This window comes from Pseudomonadales bacterium (genome assembly GCA_024234165.1).
GTDB lineage: Bacteria > Pseudomonadota > Gammaproteobacteria > Pseudomonadales > UBA5518 > UBA5518.
In genome coordinates this window covers 1276582-1293049 of sequence record JACKOP010000001.1, presented here as the reverse complement: position 1 = coordinate 1293049, position 16468 = coordinate 1276582, and the positions used below count along the sequence as shown (strand labels likewise).

General features: G+C 65.3%; 12 protein-coding genes. 4 read left to right on the top strand and 8 right to left on the bottom strand.

The annotated features are described in order from the left end of the window. Positions 1-16: 16 nt before the first annotated feature. From H7A12_05520 to H7A12_05500, 5 genes are read right to left on the bottom strand one after another with little or no spacing between them, the layout of a single operon-like run. Entirely contained in the window at positions 17-1981 is a 1965-nt protein-coding gene (locus H7A12_05520; GenBank protein ID MCP5320274.1) for a bifunctional diguanylate cyclase/phosphodiesterase, read from the bottom strand. 52 nt (positions 1982-2033) lie between these two features. Further along, positions 2034-2258: a formate dehydrogenase subunit delta gene (locus H7A12_05515; GenBank protein MCP5320273.1), complete on the bottom strand. Its 225-nt coding sequence runs from the start codon at positions 2256-2258 to the stop codon at positions 2034-2036. Between the two features lie 30 nt (positions 2259-2288). Continuing rightward, entirely contained in the window at positions 2289-5156 is a 2868-nt protein-coding gene (fdhF, locus tag H7A12_05510; protein MCP5320272.1) for a formate dehydrogenase subunit alpha, read from the bottom strand. A gap of 14 nt (positions 5157-5170) precedes the next feature. Then, positions 5171-6721 (bottom strand): formate dehydrogenase, encoded by a 1551-nt coding sequence (locus H7A12_05505; GenBank protein MCP5320271.1) that lies wholly within the window; start codon positions 6719-6721, stop codon positions 5171-5173. Beyond that, positions 6718-7197 (bottom strand): formate dehydrogenase subunit gamma, encoded by a 480-nt coding sequence (locus H7A12_05500; protein ID MCP5320270.1) that lies wholly within the window; start codon positions 7195-7197, stop codon positions 6718-6720. The genes H7A12_05505 and H7A12_05500 overlap by 4 nt, the downstream gene beginning before the upstream one ends. A 138-nt stretch (positions 7198-7335) precedes the next feature. On the opposite strand from H7A12_05500, the gene H7A12_05495 reads away from it, so the two are divergent. Beyond that, positions 7336-7878 (top strand): DUF2478 domain-containing protein, encoded by a 543-nt coding sequence (locus H7A12_05495; protein MCP5320269.1) that lies wholly within the window; start codon positions 7336-7338, stop codon positions 7876-7878. Here the strand turns inward: H7A12_05495 and H7A12_05490 are convergent. The 3 genes from H7A12_05490 to H7A12_05480 all read right to left on the bottom strand — a co-directional run bounded on the left by H7A12_05490 (position 7817) and on the right by H7A12_05480 (position 12349). After that, positions 7817-8755, bottom strand: a complete 939-nt coding sequence (locus H7A12_05490) for a sugar kinase (protein ID MCP5320268.1) — start codon at positions 8753-8755, stop codon at positions 7817-7819. The genes H7A12_05495 and H7A12_05490 overlap by 62 nt on opposite strands. 1 nt (position 8756) lies before the next feature. Continuing rightward, positions 8757-9965 (bottom strand): D-galactonate dehydratase family protein, encoded by a 1209-nt coding sequence (locus H7A12_05485; protein ID MCP5320267.1) that lies wholly within the window; start codon positions 9963-9965, stop codon positions 8757-8759. Positions 9966-10030: 65 nt separating this feature from the next. Further along, positions 10031-12349: a TonB-dependent receptor gene (locus tag H7A12_05480; protein MCP5320266.1), complete on the bottom strand. Its 2319-nt coding sequence runs from the start codon at positions 12347-12349 to the stop codon at positions 10031-10033. A gap of 452 nt (positions 12350-12801) precedes the next feature. Between H7A12_05480 and H7A12_05475 the strand changes: the two genes are divergently transcribed. Genes H7A12_05475 through H7A12_05465 form a run of 3 tightly spaced genes read left to right on the top strand, consistent with a single transcriptional unit; the run spans position 12802 to position 16462 of the window. Further along, the gene (locus tag H7A12_05475) at positions 12802-13557 is read left to right on the top strand and encodes a FadR family transcriptional regulator (GenBank protein MCP5320265.1); all 756 of its coding nucleotides are present in this window, start codon (positions 12802-12804) and stop codon (positions 13555-13557) included. Next, entirely contained in the window at positions 13557-14972 is a 1416-nt protein-coding gene (gene uxaC / locus H7A12_05470) for a glucuronate isomerase (GenBank protein MCP5320264.1), read from the top strand. The genes H7A12_05475 and uxaC overlap by 1 nt, the downstream gene beginning before the upstream one ends. Further along, positions 14969-16462, top strand: a complete 1494-nt coding sequence (locus H7A12_05465) for a mannitol dehydrogenase family protein (GenBank protein MCP5320263.1) — start codon at positions 14969-14971, stop codon at positions 16460-16462. Before uxaC ends, H7A12_05465 begins: the two co-directional genes overlap by 4 nt. Positions 16463-16468: the final 6 nt, after the last annotated feature.

Below are 16468 nucleotides of genomic sequence, written 5' to 3'. Positions count from 1 at the left end.
AATTCTCCTTCATCGCTCACAGCCTCAGGGAGCGCGCCGCCGTGGGCGGGTTGCTGCGGATATCGATCCACTCTTCGAGCTCGGCAGCGGGAAGCGGCGGTGACAGATAGTTGCCCTGTGCCGTGTCGCAGCCGAAGCGGAACAGTTGTTGTCGCGTCGCATGATCCTCGACGCCTTCGGCGACGACGTGAAAGCCGAGCTCCCGTGCCATCTGGATCGTCGATCGGACGATCACCACATTGTTTTCATCACTGACGAGATTCGATACGAAGGAACGGTCGATCTTCAGTTCGTCGATCGGCAGGATGCTCAAGTAGGCGAGCGAGGAATAGCCGGTGCCGTAGTCGTCGAGCGCGAACTTCAGGCCGGCCTCGCCGAGGCGGGTGATCGCCTGCAGGATCCGCTCGGGGTCGATCAGCAGCGTGTTCTCGGTGATTTCCAGTTGCAGCATGCGGGCGGAAACACCGGTGCTCCCCAGCATCTCCAATACTTCGTCGGGGAAGCGCGCATCCAGCAGGCTTTCCGGCGCCAGGTTCACGGCGATGCGCAGTTCCCTGCCTGCCCGCTGCCATTGCTGGGCCTGCTGCAGCGCCAGCATGAGCACGCGCAGCGTCAGTTTCCGCATCAGGCCGTGGCGTTCGGCGATAGGCACGAACCGTTCGGGCAGCAGCAGGCCGTGCACGGGGTGTTGCCAGCGGATCAGTGCCTCGACGCCGTGAGTCGTGTCGGTGAGGATGTCGACCTTCGGCTGGTAATGGAGTCTGATTTCGTCATTGTGCAGCGCGGTGCCCAGTTCGCTCGCCAGTTCGACGTGCTCGCGTGTGTGTATGGCGTGCGCCGGGCAGTAGACCTCGATTCCGCCGCCGCGACCCTTGGCACGATACATGGCGATATCTGCCTGGCGCAGCAGGGTCTGCCGGTCTTCGCCGTGACGGCGAACCGCCACGCCGACGCTGGCGTTGATATGCAGGTCCAGTCCGTCGAGTTCGACGGACTGGTCCAGGCTCGACAGGAAGCGTTGCGCTGCCGTGATCGCCCAGTCATCGCCGCGCTGCCCAAGCAGCAGGGCCGCGTACTCGTCACCACCGAGGCGGGCCAGCGCCAGCGCTTCCGGCAGCGAGGTTCGCATGCGCGCGGCCACCTCCTGCAGCAGCGCATCGCCGGTGTGGTGGCCAAGCGTGTCGTTGATTTCCTTGAAGCGGTCCAGGTCGACCAGCATGACCGCCGCCTCGAGTTGCGCATCGTGCAGCCGCTGCAGTTGTTCGTCTGCGGTTTCGTAGAAGCTGCGGCGGTTCGCCAGGCGCGTCAGATCATCGAGCGAGGCGAGCCGGGTGAGCGTCTGCCGCTGGGCAAACACGATCCTGCGTTCGCGCTGCAGACGGCGCGACTCGACGTAGCCGAACAGGTTCGCGAGCACCACGAGTATCAGCATGAACATGACGTTGTTGAAGTCTGAGGCCTCCAGCGTCGAAAGCCAGGCGCAAAATGTCAGCACCGAGTAGGAGGCAGTAAACCCGGCGAGCGTGACCAGATTCAGGCGGACCACCAGGTAGATCGCGAGCACGCCCGACGGGATCAGCAGGCTGCCACGGTAGTTCATGCCGTAGCCGCAGGCGATCATCGTCGCGATCGCCACGATCAGGGTCAGGCCCGAGATTGCGGTCCAGGCGCGCCAGGAGTCGAGTCGCCGCTTGCGACCGAGCAGCAGGTAGAGCGTGAGGATGATCGTCAGTGCCAAGGCCTGTCCGATGAGTTCCAGCGTCGACGTGGGGTGATGTTGAATCAACTTGCCGAACAGCAGCACCAGCACGTCGACAACGAAGACGACGACGGCGGCTGCACGCAGTGCGGCGCGTTCCGCCGGGAACGTCGACTCGCGATACGAGGCCTCCAGCTCGCGGTCGGCAAATTCGGCGCTCCAGCGCGTCAAGCGGATCCGTGTCGAATCCCTGACGCCTGCTCTGTCCTGGTCGTGCAACATTGGCCACTCGCTCCTTGTGGAAACCCGATTCCCGTCGTGTCCTGCCGTGCGTTCACCCACCCGTGGCGGCTTGAGTTCCGAGCATCCGTGCTGCCGCTCGTGCGGTTGGCGCGAGTCCGGTGCCGCCTGCTCGCAGATGGGCCACGAAGGCGCTGACCATCCGCGGTTCCCAGAAGCGCCTGATGTGATCGACAACGGCAGCGGCAGGGTCGCTCGCGCTGCCGTCATGGAACGCCGCGATCTCGTTCGCCATCTTCACCAGGTAGTCGCTTCGCATGGCTGTCCGTCTGCTTCTCTCCGTGACAGTCTATGCACGGATCGCTCCGGCGTCCGTGCGTGCGCCAGCGAGCAGTGCATCCTGCTCGTGCGTGAAACGCGCGCGACGTTGCTGCCACGCCGAGGGACTGTCGACCTTCACGACCTGGACTGCGGTCACCTTGTATTCGGGGCAGTTGGTTGCCCAGTCGGAGTTGTCGGTCGTGAGCACGTTCGCACCGGATTCGGGAAAATGGAAGGTGGTGTACACCACGCCCGGTTGCACGCGCTCGGTCACGCTGGCACGCAGCACCGTTTCCCCGGCGCGGCTCGTCACGCCGACCGGATCCCCGTCGACGATGCCGCGGACTTCCGCATCGTGCGGATGGATCTCGAGCCGGTCCTCGGCGTACCAGGCCACGTTGTCGGTGCGCCGTGTCTGCGCACCGACGTTGTACTGTGCAAGCGTACGCCCGGTAGTGAGCAGCAGCGGCAGGCGTGAGCTGGAACGTTCGCTGCTCGGCACGTACCTCGTGATGAAGAAGCGACCCTTGCCGCGCACGAACTCGCCCACGTGCATGGTCGGTGTGCCCGCGGGCTGCGCCTCGTCGCAGGGCCACTGGATACTGCCGAGGCGTTCGAGCTTCGTGTAAGTCACACCGCTGAAGGTGGGCGTGAGGCGCGCGATCTCATCCATGATTTCTGACGGGTGCCGGTAGTGCATCGGGTAGCCGAGTGCGTTGGCGAGGCGAGCCGTGATCTCCCAGTCGGCAAGGCCTGCAGGCGGTTCGAGCGCCTTGCGCACGCGGCTGATGCGGCGTTCCGCGTTCGTGAACGTGCCGTCCTTTTCGAGAAAGGTGGAACCGGGCAGGAACACGTGCGCGTAGCGTGCCGTCTCGCCGATGAACAGATCCTGCACGACGATGCACTCCATCGCCTGCAGCGCAGCGCCGACGTGCTGGCTGTTCGGGTCGGACTGCGCGAGGTCCTCGCCCTGCAGGTACAGCCCCCTGAAGCTGCCGTCGAGCGCGGCCTCGAACATGTTCGGGATGCGCAGGCCCGGCTCCGCGTGCAGTTCGACGTTCCACTCCGCGGCAAAGTCCGCACGCAGTGCGGCATCGCTGATGTGCCGGTAGCCCGGCAGCTCGTGCGGAAAGCAGCCCATGTCGCAGGAGCCCTGCACGTTGTTCTGCCCGCGCAGTGGATTCACGCCAACGCCCTCGCGCCCGATGTGCCCGCAGGCCATGGCGAGGTTGGCGATCGCCATCACGGCGGTGGACCCCTGGCTGTGTTCGCTTACGCCGAGGCCGTAGTAGATCGCACTGTTCGGCCCCTGGGCATACAGGCGCGCGGCAGCACGCACGCTGTGCGCAGGCACCCCGGTGACGGCTTCCATCGCCTCGGGCGATTGCTGCTCCGAGGCAATGAACTCGCGCCACGCGCGGTAGGCTTCGCGCTCGCAGCGCGCATCGATGTAGTCCGGGCGTTCGAGCCCCTCGGTGATGACCACGTGCGCGAGCGCGTTCAGCATCGCGACGTTGGTGCCGGGGCGCAGTTGCAGGTGGTGCCGCGCCTCGACGCGCGCGGAGCGCACCATCGGGATCGCGCGCGGGTCGATCACGACGAGGCCGGCTCCTTCGCGTACGCGGCGCTTCAGCATCGAGGCGAAGACCGGGTGTGCTTCGGTCGGGTTCGCACCGATCAGGAGGATCACGTCGGCATCACGCAGCGAATCGAAGGCCTGGGTGCCGGCCGATTCGCCGAGGGTGCTCTTCAGGCCGAAGCCGGTCGGTGCGTGGCAGACGCGGGCGCAGTTGTCGACGTTGTTGTTGCCGAACGCGGCGCGCACCAGCTTCTGCACCAGGTAGGTTTCCTCGTTCGTGCAGCGCGAGGAAGCGATGGCGCCGATGCTGGTGCGCCCGTAGCGGGCCTGGATGCGGCGGAATTCGGCCGCTGCGTATGCAATGGCTTCTTCCCAGCTCACTTTCTGCCACGGTTCGTCGATGCTCGCGCGGATCATGGGGCGTGTGATGCGCTCGGGGTGCGTGGCATAACCGTACGCGAAGCGCCCCTTCACGCAGGCGTGGCCATGGTTCGCGCCGCCCGCGCGGTTCGGTGCCATGCGCACCACATCGGTGCCGCGCAGTTCGACATCGAAGCTGCAGCCGACGCCGCAGTACGCGCAGGTGGTCGTCACCACGTGCTCGGGCAGGCCGATCGCAAGGCGGGATTTCTCGCTGAGCGCGCCGGTCGGGCAGCTTTCGACGCATTGGCCGCAGGAAACGCATTCGGAGGCGAGGAAGGATTCGTCCTGACTTGCGACGATGCGCGAGGCGAGGCCGCGTCCTGCGACGGTGAGTGCGAAAGTGCCCTGGATATCGTTGCAGGCGCTCACACAGCGCGAACAGACGATGCAGAGGCTGCTGTCGAAGCGGAAGTACGGGTTCGAGTCATCGCGTGCGATCGCCTGCAGGGCCGGCGGCGCCGCGCTCGCGTAGGGGGAGGAAAGCACCCCGTGCCGGGTTGCCATCTGCAGCAGCCGGGTGCCCTGGTGCGCTGGATTGCTGGCCCAGTCGGCGGCTTGCTCGGAGACGTAGAGTTCCAGCACGCCTTTGCGGATCTCCTCGAGGCGTGGCGATGTCGTCTTCACCTTCATGCCGGGTGCGACGAGCGTGGTGCAGGAGGCTGGCAGTCCCTTCTGACCTTCGATCTCGACCAGGCACAGCCGGCACGAGCCGCAGGCCTGCAGCGTGTCGGTGGCGCAGAGCTTCGGCACGTCGACGCCGGCCAGTGCGGCTGCACGCAGTACCGAGCTGCCTTGCGGCACACTCACGCTGTGGCCGTCGATCTCGAGACCGATCAGCGGGCCGGGTGTTTGCGGGGCGGGTGTCCCCAGGTCGCGGTGTCTGATCGAATGCATGCCGTCGTCCTCCTTCAGGCCAGCCGGCGTGTGAGCGCTTCGGGAAAGCCGCGCAGGATGCTGCGTACCGGGTAGGGCGCCATGCCACCCAGGCCGCACAGCGAGCCGTCGATCATCGTGGTGCAGAGGCGGTCGAGCTGGTCGACTTCGGCGCGCGTCGCGTGGCCCGCACACAGGCGTGCGAGCAGCTCTTCGGCGCGTGTGGAACCGATGCGACACGGTGTGCACTTGCCGCAGGACTCGTGCGCGCAGAACTCCATCGCGAAGCGGGCCATCTCGAGCATGTCGGTGCTGTCGTCGAACACCACGACACCGCCGTGGCCGAGCATCGCGCCAACGCTCGCGAGTCCTTCGTAGGTGAGCGGCGTGTCGAGCTGCGCTGCGGTGAGGTAGGCACCGAGTGGGCCGCCGACCTGTACCGCCCGCACCGGGCGGCCGCTCAGCGTGCCTTCGCCGAAGTCCTCGACGAGTTCGCGCACGCTGAGGCCGAAAGCCTTTTCGACCAGTCCGCCACGCTTCACGTTGCCGCCGAGCTGCAGCGGCAGTGTGCCGCGCGAGTCACCGGCGCCGAAGTCGCGATAAAACGCCGCGCCACACTCGAGGATGAGCGGCACCGTGGCCAGCGTGATGACGTTGTTGACTACCGTTGGCTGTCCCCACAGTCCCTTGACTGCGGGCAGTGGTGGGCGGTAACGCACCTCGGCGCGCCGGCCTTCGATGCTTTCGAGCAGCGCCGTCTCCTCGCCGCAGATGTACGCACCGGCGCCGAGGCGAAGTTCGATGTCGAAACGCCGCGAGCTGCCGAGCACGCGTTCGCCGAGCAGCCCACGCTCGCGTGCGATCCGGATCGCGGCCTCGAGCACCCGGCGAGCGTGCGGGTATTCGATGCGCAAATAGATGTAGCCCTGCGTTGCACCGACCGCGAGCCCCGCGATCAGCATGCCGGCGAGCAGCGTGTACGGGTCGCCTTCCATCAGCATGCGGTCGGAAAAGGTGCCCGAATCACCCTCGTCCGCGTTGCAGACGATGAACTTCTCGGGCGCTTCCCGTTCGAGCACGGTCTGCCATTTGCGCCCGGTGGGAAAGGCGGCGCCACCGCGTCCGCGCAGGCCCGATTCGCCGATCTCCTGCACGATCCGCTGCGCCGGCAGTTCGAGCGCGCGTTCCACGCCGGCAAGGCCGCCGCTGGCGCACCACACCACGTAGTCGAGTGGATCGATCAGGCCGCAACGCGCGAAGCTCAGTCGCTCCTGGTGCGCGAACCACGGCAGGGCATCGAGGCGCCCGAGCCGCAGCGCGTGCTCGCGACCGTCGAGGAATCCGGCGGCAAACAGACCATCGAGATCGCCGGTATTCACCGGGGCGTAGGCGATGCGGCTGCCAGCCGTCTCGACCTCGACGAGCGGCTCGGCGCAGACCATGCCGCGTGATCCGGTACGCACGATCGTGATCGCACGGCCGGTTGCGCTGGCGCGGGCGGCGATCTCGAGGGCGACCTGGTCTGCACCCAGCGCACGCGCGCTGGCGTCGCCGGAGATGTATACGGATAGGGTCGGCCGGTTCATTCGCGTGCCCGCCACTCGGCCAGCAACTCGGCGAGCCGTGCTGCATCGACGCGTCCGTACAGCTCATCGTCGATCAGTACCGACGGCCCTGCCGCGCAGTTGCCGAGGCAGTACATGCCCTGCAGGCTGAACGCGCCATCGGCGCTGGTGGCACCGAAATCGATACCGAGCTGCTGGCGTGCCTCGGCTGCGAGTGCACGCGAGCCGACCGCCTGACACGCTTCGGCACGGCAGATGCCGACGCGGTGCCGGCCGCCCGGCGAACGGCGGAAGTGACCGTAGAACGAGACCACGCCGTGCACCTCGGCCCGCGAGAGATTCAGCGCCTCGGCGATGCGTGCGACCGCGTCATCGCCGATATGGCCACAGCGTGCCTGCACCGCGTGCAGCAGTGGCAGCAGCGGGCCACGGCATTCACGGTGCGCTGCGATCGCTTCAGTGAGTGGATCGACTTCGGTGACGATGGTTTCGCTCATTGCCCCCATTCCCCGTCGACCCGGTTTGCCGTGGCATTCTACTTCAGTGGGTCGGGCTTGCGTTCGAGCACCGAATCACACATTGAAGCATCGGAAAAACCGGATCATCCTGACGCGAATCGGGATGGAGTGCAGGCCATGGCCACCAATGCAGGACGGATCGCCGTCGTCACGGCGGCAGACAACGACATCGCCCAGAAGCTGCTCGCCAGTCTCGCGGCGGAATGGCGGCGGGCGGGGTTGAAGGTGGCCGGGCTCACGACCGAGGCGCATGGGCTCGCCGATCGCAGTTGCAGCGCAGGCATTCTCTGCGACATTGCCACCGGTGTGCGTTTCCAGATCTATCTCGACGAACCGCCTGCGGGCACGTCGTGCCATCTGGACGGCAGCGGCGTCAGCAGCGCCTGCGCAGCGATCATCGACCGCATCGCCGACAGTGACGTCGTGGTGCTGAGCAAGTTCGGCAAGCTCGAAGCGCAGCAGAAAGGCCTCTACCCGGCATTCGAGGCGGCGCTGATGACGGGAAAGCCGATTCTTACCACGGTCGCGCGCAAGCACCGCGATACCTTTGCAGCCTATGCGCCGCAAGCCACCTCGCTCGAGCCGGATGCGGCAGCGATCACGGCGTGGTGCGGGTTGGGAGGGGTGTTTGCGCCGGGCGCGGCAGGATCGCGCCGCTGACCTGGATCACCTGTGCGGCGAGGCGGTTGCCGGCGCGCGCTGCGGTCGCGATATCGGCTCCGCCGCGGCGCAAGGCCAGGTAGGCTGCGTTGAACGAATCGCCGGCGCCCGTGGTATCGACGACGTGCGCAACACGCTCGGCGCTCTCATGCACGCTGATGCCACCGACGCTCGCCATGGCGCCCGTTGCCCCGAGTTTGATGACGACTTCACGCACGCCCCACGTGTGCCAGCGCGCTGCGGATGCGCCAGCGTCCACATCGCTCCACAGCGTGCGCTCGTCCTCGAACGTTGCCAGCACGATATCGATTTCGGTCGAGAATTCACGCATCGAATCGCGAGCCGTCGCCGCGTCGGGCCAGCCGGCAGGGCGGTAGTTGGGGTCGAACGCGACCATGCCGCCGTTGCGCCGCACCGCGGCCGCCAGGGCGAGCAGACGGGTGCGATCTTCGGCCTCGAAGATCGATAGCGTGATTCCCGACAGGTAGAGGAGTTCCGCCTGTGCGGCGCGTGCGAGCGCTTCCTCGATGCCGTCGAGCCGGAACAGGTTGCGAACCGCCGAGCGGTCGCGCCAGTAATAGAAGGTGCGCTCTCCGTGCTCGTCGGTACGGATTGCATAGAGCCCCGGCAGCCGGGCCGCATCGCTCAGTACCAGCGAATCGTCGATGCCCTCGGCTCGCCATGCGGCGCGCATCCCGGCACTGAACGGATCGGTCCCGAGCGCACTCAGGTAGCCGACGGGAATGCCCTCGCGCGCGAGGTGGAGCGCCGTGTTGAACGTATCGCCCGCGTGCCCCAGTCGCCAACCGTCGGCGGCAGGGGCAAGCTCCAGCATGCACTCGCCGACGGCGATCACTGCAGGAGCGGTACCCGTCATCTCACCAGTTCCACATGGTGCCATCCTCCAGGCGCGCAACCGGGAGATAGGCTGGCTGGTACGGGAAGCGCGCGGCGAGCTTCTCGTCGATGTCGACGCCATGACCCACCGCGTCGCCGGCGTACAGGTATCCGGCTTCGAAGCGGTACGCGTGCGGAAACACCGCGTCGGTTTCCCCGGTGTGGCGCATGTATTCCTGGATACCGAAGTTCGGCACCCAGGTATCGAAGTGCAATGCCGCACCCATCGTCACCGGTGACAGATCGGTGGCACCGTGGCTGCCGGTGCGGATCTGGTACAGCGCGGCGAGGTCCGCGATGCGGCGCAAATGCGTGATGCCGCCAGCACCGACCACGGTGCAACGGATGTAGTCGATCAACTGCTCCTGGATCAGTTCCCTGCAGTCCCAGATCGTGTTGAAGACCTCGCCGACCGCCAGCGGTGTGGTCGTGTGGCGGCGGATGTGGCGGAAGGCTTCCTGGTTTTCGGCCGGAGTCACGTCTTCCAGCCAGAACAGCTTGCAGGGCTCGAGCGCCTTGCCGAGTTGCGCGGCTTCGTTCGGGCTCAGGCGATGGTGCCCGTCGTGCAGCAGCTCGTATTCGAAGCCGTAGGCTTCGCGCAGCTTCTCGAACAGTGACGGCACGAAGTTGAGGTACTTGCGTGTGTCCCATACGGTCTCGGTCGGCAGCGCGGCGTCGGCTGGCTCGTAATGCAGCTTGCCGCGACCGACTCCGTACGCCATGGCGATACCGGGCACGCCGGACTGGGCACGGATCGCCCTGTAGCCGAGTTCGATGTACTCGCCGACGGCATCGACGGTCGCGTCGAGGTCGGCACCGTTCGCGTGCCCGTAGACCAGCACACGCTCGCGGCTCTTGCCGCCGAGCAGATCATAGAGCGGCATGTTCGCCATCTTGGCCTTGATGTCCCACAGCGCGACGTCGACGGCTGCGATTGCACGCATCGTGACTGGCCCGCGGCGCCAGTAGGCGCCACGATAGAGGTACTGCCAGATGTCTTCGATACGGCGCGGGTCACGGCCGATCAGGCACGGAACCACGTGGTCCTCGAGATAGGAAGCGACCGCGAGTTCGCGCCCGTTCAGCGTCGCGTCGCCGATGCCGTAAACGCCCTGATCGGTCTCGATTTTCAGCGTGACGAAATTGCGTCCGGGGCAGGTGACGATGACCCGTGCAGATACGATTTTCATGTCGACAGCCCTCGAACTCGTTGCCGTAGTTGCGATCACGCGGCGCTGCCCGCACCGTCATGTGCTCAGAATGTGAACTTGACGCGCAGACCCGCGTAGCGCTGCGCATTGTACGTCCACTGCTTGGTGACCGTGCTGTTGCCTCCGTTGATCAGCATCGATGCGTAGTTCTCGTCGCCCAGGTTGTTCACGAACGCAGTGACACGGTAGCGCTCGTTGTCGCGTTCGACGATGCCGAAGTTCAGGTTTGCGACACCGTAGGCATCCTGTTCGGTGAGTGGATCCTGGAACAGGTCGAACACGACATCGTCCTGCCACTGGTAGTCGACGTGCGCGAACATGTCGAACGGCATGCCCGGTACCTCGTGTTCGTAGGTGGCGCCGATACTGAACTTCCAGTCCGGGGAGTTTGCAAGCTTCTTGCCGGCAAGATCCTGCACGGTGAGGGTGCCGACCCTGACGTTGCATCCCAGTGCCGCAGTCTGGCCCGGGTAGCAGGTCGCGTGAGGGAACTTCCTGATCTCCGCATCGACATAGGCGATGTTGGCGTCGATCCGCAACGAATCCGTCGCCTGCAGCGACAGGTCCGTCTCGATGCCCTTTGTGCGCAGTTTGCCGACGTTGTTCAGTTTCAGCGTGGTGAGAAAACCTTCGGTCACGGCGCTCTGAGCCTGGAAGTCGTCGTAATCGGAAAGGAACGCCACCGTTTCCACGCGCAGGCGCCGTTCGAAGAACATGCCCTTCACGCCGAGTTCCCAGGAGGTCGAGGTTTCCTCGCCGACCGGATGATCTGCCGATGCCTGGTTGAAGCCGCTCGTGATGTCGTACCCCTGGCCCTTGTATCCAGTCGACGCCGAGCCGAAGACCATGACTTCGTCGCTCAGGTCGTGCTGCAGTGCGAGCTTGCCGGTCACCGCGTCCTGGGTCTCGTCGCCGCGATAGGTGGCGCCTGTGCCGCCAGCGGCGAGCTTGTCGCGGAAGCGCACGTCGATCTTTTCGCGATTGAAGCGCATGCCGCCGCTGAGCCGGGTGGTGTCGGTCAGGTGATAGGTGGCTTGTGCGAATGCGGCCAGACTCTCCGATCCGGCCGACGCGTTCCAGTCGGCGCGGTAGATGACCGGGCCGCGCACGAAGGTACGGTCGGTCCTGGAATCCGCGTAGAACAGGCCCAGCAGGTACTCGAACGTGGTGGACGACGGCGACGTCAGACGCAGTTCCTCGGTGAACTGCGTCGACTTGAAAGGTCCACCATGGATCAGTCCGCCGTGCACCCTGCCACCGGTGAACACCGTCATGACGTCGATGTTCGTCCCGTCCAGATCTTCCTGGAAATCGTACTCCCACTTCTGGTGGCTGGTGATCGATGTCAGGGTGTGTTCGCCGATCTGGTAGTTCAGCTTCAGGATGCCGCTGCGGGTCTCGGAATCGTTGAACGGGGAGTCATCGAGCATGACCTTGGTGTTGCCTTCGCCGGGATGGATGCGCGCAAATACGGTCGACAGCGGATACTGCGGCAGGCCGAACAGGGTGGCGGTCGGGTTGATGCGGATGTGCGTGCCGGCAGGGCCGTCGATCTCCTGCTTCAGGTAATCGGCGATCAGCGTGATGTCGAGCGCATCGGTGGCGTTCCACACCAGCTTGCCGCGAAAGCCGCGCGACTCTTCGCTGTTGAGGTCCGGTCCGCCCGCGATATTGTCGATGTAGCCGCCGCGATCGAGATAGAAGGCGTTGAGCCGGAACCCGACCGATTCGCCCAGCGGTCCCGTCAGTGATGCGTTGACCTTTTTTTCATCGCGGTCGGTGGCCGAGACCTCAACCGAGCCCCCGAGCGTATCGCCGGGAGCCTTCGTGACGATGTTTACCACGCCTGCGGAGGCGTTCTTGCCGAACAGGGTTCCTTGCGGGCCGCGCAGAACCTCGATCCGTTCGATGTCGCTCAGGTTGGCGAAGGCCTGTGCCTGGCGCACCACCGCGACGTCGTCGATCACCACCGAGACGCTGGGCTCGATGCCGATGCTGTACGAGTAGGTGCCGACTCCGCGCATGCGGATGGTGTTGTTGTTGCTGTTGGCGCCTTGTTCGATCGTGATCGACGGGGAGATGCGCGCCACGTCGTTGAAATTCGCCACGCCGAGCCGTTCCAGCGCACTCGCCGACAGCACCGATACGGCGGCAGGAACGTCCATCGTGTTCTCTTCGCGCTTCTGCGCGGTGACGATGACTTCTTCCAGCTCTGCGGTGAATGCCAGGCCGGATTCGCCGGCCAGCGCTGCGGCGGCGACGAGGCCGAGCGCATGGCGGAGCCGGGAGCGACGGAAGGTCGGTGCGCGGAGTGCATTGTCGATGGTCGGGAAGGTGGCCGAGGGGCGGGTTGCGTTTGCCATGAGATCCTCGCTGTGTCGTTGTTTTGGCAGGGGCAAAATGTTGCGAGAAGACAATAGCGCACAGCAGAGAATTTCATGAAGACCAAATTGGTCGGACCATAAATGTGAATTCTTGGCATTTTGTGCCGTGTAGACTTGCTCAGTGAATTCAGCATGAAACCGATGGGGTTTCCTTGCCAGGTCGTTTCAGATTGCAGTAGCAGGAAAAATATAAGTTAAATTCAGGTGGTTAAAATAACTTGATGGATCTAATGGCTTTCTTTTTGTTAGCTGTACCGAGATGTCTGGATCTCTCGTGAGAGACCGTACGATGTTGATCCCATCACTTGTGGTCCAATCAAGAAAGATTCAATTGCCGTATACGGCCCTTCATGTTTATGATCACTTGAAGTGGACGTGCCGGAATGGACGGACCTTTAACCCGGGAACCCAGGATGACCGAAATTGCTTCGATGCGACCAGTATCCGCACGCAATACCCGACTGTTCCGTCAGCTGGCAGACAAGCTGGCGGGGCAGATCGCCGCTGGTATCTATGAGGTCGGGGAGCGTCTCCCGGCAGAGCGCGAACTGGCAGCACAGCACAGGGTGAGTCGTACTACGGTGCGTGAGGCGCTCACCGCGCTCGAGGCGCAGGGTCTGGTCGAGGTGATGGTCGGTTCCGGTGTTTACGTACGTGCGGTGCCTACGGTCGGCGATGTGGCCGTCAGCCTGGATGTGGGGCCATTCGAGCTGACCGAGGCGCGCATGCTGATCGAGAGCGAGGTTGCGGCGCTGGCTGCCGCTCTGGTCACCGATGCCGAGCTCGAGGAGATGGATGCTCTGGTGCGTGCCATCGAAGAAGGCAACCGGCGTGGCGATGGCGAGGACGCGGACCGGCGCCTGCATCTCGCGATCGCGCGCGCAACCCGCAACAACGCGTTGCAATCGGTGGTGGAATCGCTGTGGAAGCTGCGTGACTCGAGCCCCCAGTGTGTGGCCTTGTTTCGCAGCAGCAGGTTGCAGGGCAACCTGCCGGTCGTGGCCGAACACGCTGCGATCGTCAATGCGTTGCGTGCTCGCGATTCCGTTGCTGCACGTGAGGCAATGCGTGCGCATATGAGCCGCGTGCTGAGTTATCTGCTCGACGCGAGCGAGCAGGAGGCGCTCGCCGATGCGCAGGCTCAGGTGCAGGCACGGCGCCGGCGCTTCTCGGCGGGGATGCAGTGATGGCTCGAGCGCTGGCGTTGCATCCGGACCGCCTGTTTCCGGCCGACCCGACGGCGCGTGCGATCGCACGGCGCCTTTATGCCCACGTCGCCGGATTGCCGATCATCAGCCCGCACGGTCATTGTGATCCGGCCTGGTTCGCAACCGACGCCCCGTTCCCGAACCCGACGGCGCTGCTGCTGGCCCCCGACCACTATTTGCTGCGGATGCTCTACAGCCAGGGTGTCGCGCTCGAACAGCTTGGTGTGGCAGTGCGTGACGGCGACACTGTTGCCTGCGATGCGCGCACGGCGTGGCGCACCTTCGGCGCGCACTACCATCTGTTCAGGGGAACACCGTCGCGTTTGTGGCTCGACTGGGTCTTCGCCGAGGTCTTCGGCCTCGAGGTCCGTCTCGACGCAACGACCGCAGACCTTTACTACGACACCATCGACGCGTGTCTGGCGCGTGCCGGGTTCCGGCCGCGCGCCCTGTTCGAGCGTTTCGGCATCGAGGTGCTGGCAACCACCGAGTCACCGCTCGACGAACTCGCTGCACACGCGGCGATCCGCGCCTCGGGCTGGGGCGGTCGTGTGATCACCGCGTTTCGACCGGATCCGGTTCTGGACCCCGAGCACGAAGACTTTCGGACGAACCTCGTCGAGCTCGGTCGGCTCACCGATTGCGATACCGGCGGTTACGACGGCTACCTCGAGGCGTTGCGGCGCCGGCGCGCGGCCTTCCGCGCCATGGGCGCGACTTCAACCGATCACGGGCATCCGAGCGCGCGCACCGCAGACCTCGATCCGGCGGCGGCGCGAGCGCTGTACCGGCGCGTCACCGCAGTGGACTGCACGCCCGAGGAGGCAGATCTGTTCCGCGCCCATATGCTGACCGTCATGGCGGGCATGAGCCTCGAGGATGGCATGGTGATGCAGCTGCATCCGGGGTCGTTCCGTAACCACAACCCGTGGCTGTTCGGGCGGTTCGGACGCGATCGTGGCGCCGATCTTCCGCAGCCCTGCGATTACGTCCATGCGCTGAAGCCGCTGCTCGACCGCTACGGCAACGAACGGGATCTCACGCTGATCCTCTTCACGCTCGATGAAAGCAACTACGCACGCGAACTCGCACCGCTGGCCGGACATTACCCGAGCCTGCGGCTTGGTCCGGCCTGGTGGTTCCACGACAGTCCCGAGGGCATGCGTCGCATGCGTCGCCAGTGCACCGAGACTGCCGGCTTCTACAATACCGTCGGCTTCAACGACGACACGCGTGCGTTCTGCTCGATTCCGGCCCGTCACGATGTCGCGCGTCGCATCGACTGCGGCTATCTGGCAGAGCTGGTTGCCGAGCACCAGTTCGACGAGACCGAGGCGGCAGAACTGGCCGTGGAACTCGCCGGCACGCTGGTGCGCAAGGCGTACCGCCTGTGAGCGCACGCCTGCACCCCGATATGCTGGCGCGTCTGCCTGCATCCGTTCGCCGCTTCGGCTATCGCCGCGAGCAACACGGGGCTGGCATCGTGCACCTCGGCATCGGCAACTTCCATCGTGCGCATCAGGCGGTGTACGTCGACGAGGCGATCGAGCGTGCCGGAGGAGACTGGCGCATCGTCGGTGTGTCCTGCCGCGCAGCGACCGTGCGTGCCCAGCTCGAGCCGCAGGATGGTCTGTACTCGCTGCTCGAGGCCGATGGTCACCGTGCGTACCGGCGCATCATTGGCTCCATCGAGCGCGTGCTGGTCGCACCGCAAGACCCTGCCGCCGTGATCGCGGCGATCGCCGCTGCGCGCACCCGGCTGGTTACGCTGACCATCACGGAAAAAGGCTATTGCCGTGACGCAGGCGGCAGGCTGGATTGTGCTCATTCCGATATCGTGCACGACCTCGCGCACCCGGACACGCCGCGCTCGGCACCGGGGCTGTTGCTTGCGGGCCTGCGCCAGCGCCGCGCGAACGGGGCAGGGGCGCTGAGCGTGCTCAGTTGCGACAACCTGGCCCACAACGGTGCGGTCACGGCCGCAGTGCTCGATGCGTTGGCGCGTCAGCAGGACGAGGGTCTCGCCGACTGGATCGCAAAGACGGTGACGTTTCCGTCGTCGATGGTCGATCGCATCGTGCCGGCGACCACTGCTGCGGACCTGGATCTGAGCGAGCAGGTGCTCGGTCTGCGTGATGAAGGTTTCGTGCGCACCGAACCGTTCACGCAGTGGGTGATCGAGGAGCGTTTCGCTGCCGGGCGTCCGGCGCTCGAGCACGCGGGGGCGACGCTGGTCGACGACGTACGACCGTGGGAACTCGCAAAGCTGCGGCTGTTGAACGGCAGTCACTCCACACTCGCGTACCTTGGCACGCTGGCCGGATATGCCTTCGTGCACGAGGCGATTGCTGATCCGGATCTGCGGGCGCTGGTCGTGTCTCTGATGAGAGACGAACTGCAGCCGACGCTGCCACCGATCCCGGGTTTCGACCACGCCGCTTACTGCAGCGCGCTGCTCGAGCGGTTTGCCAATTCGACCTTGCAGCACCGACTGCTGCAGATCGCGATGGATGGATCGCAGAAACTGCCGCAACGCCTGTTGCCGGCGGCCGAGCAGCGTCTCGCGCGTGGCGAAGGCATCGAGGCGATCGCACTCGCAGTCGCGGCGTGGATGCAGTTCGTCGACACCGCGCGTTCCCGACCCGCTTCGCTGGATGACCCGCTCGCGGCGCGCCTCGATACCGCTCTCGCTGGTGCAGGCGAAGCAACTGCAATCGTCGATGCGCTGTTGTCGCTGTCCGAGATATTCGGCGACGAACTGCCGCGCCACAGCGCGTTTCGGGCAACGCTGGTCGGGCACCTCGACGTGCTGCGCCGCCAGGGCGTAGGCACTGCGGTGCGCAGGCTGCTTGCAGCGCGCAGCGAAGCGGAACGCGGATCATGAACAGGG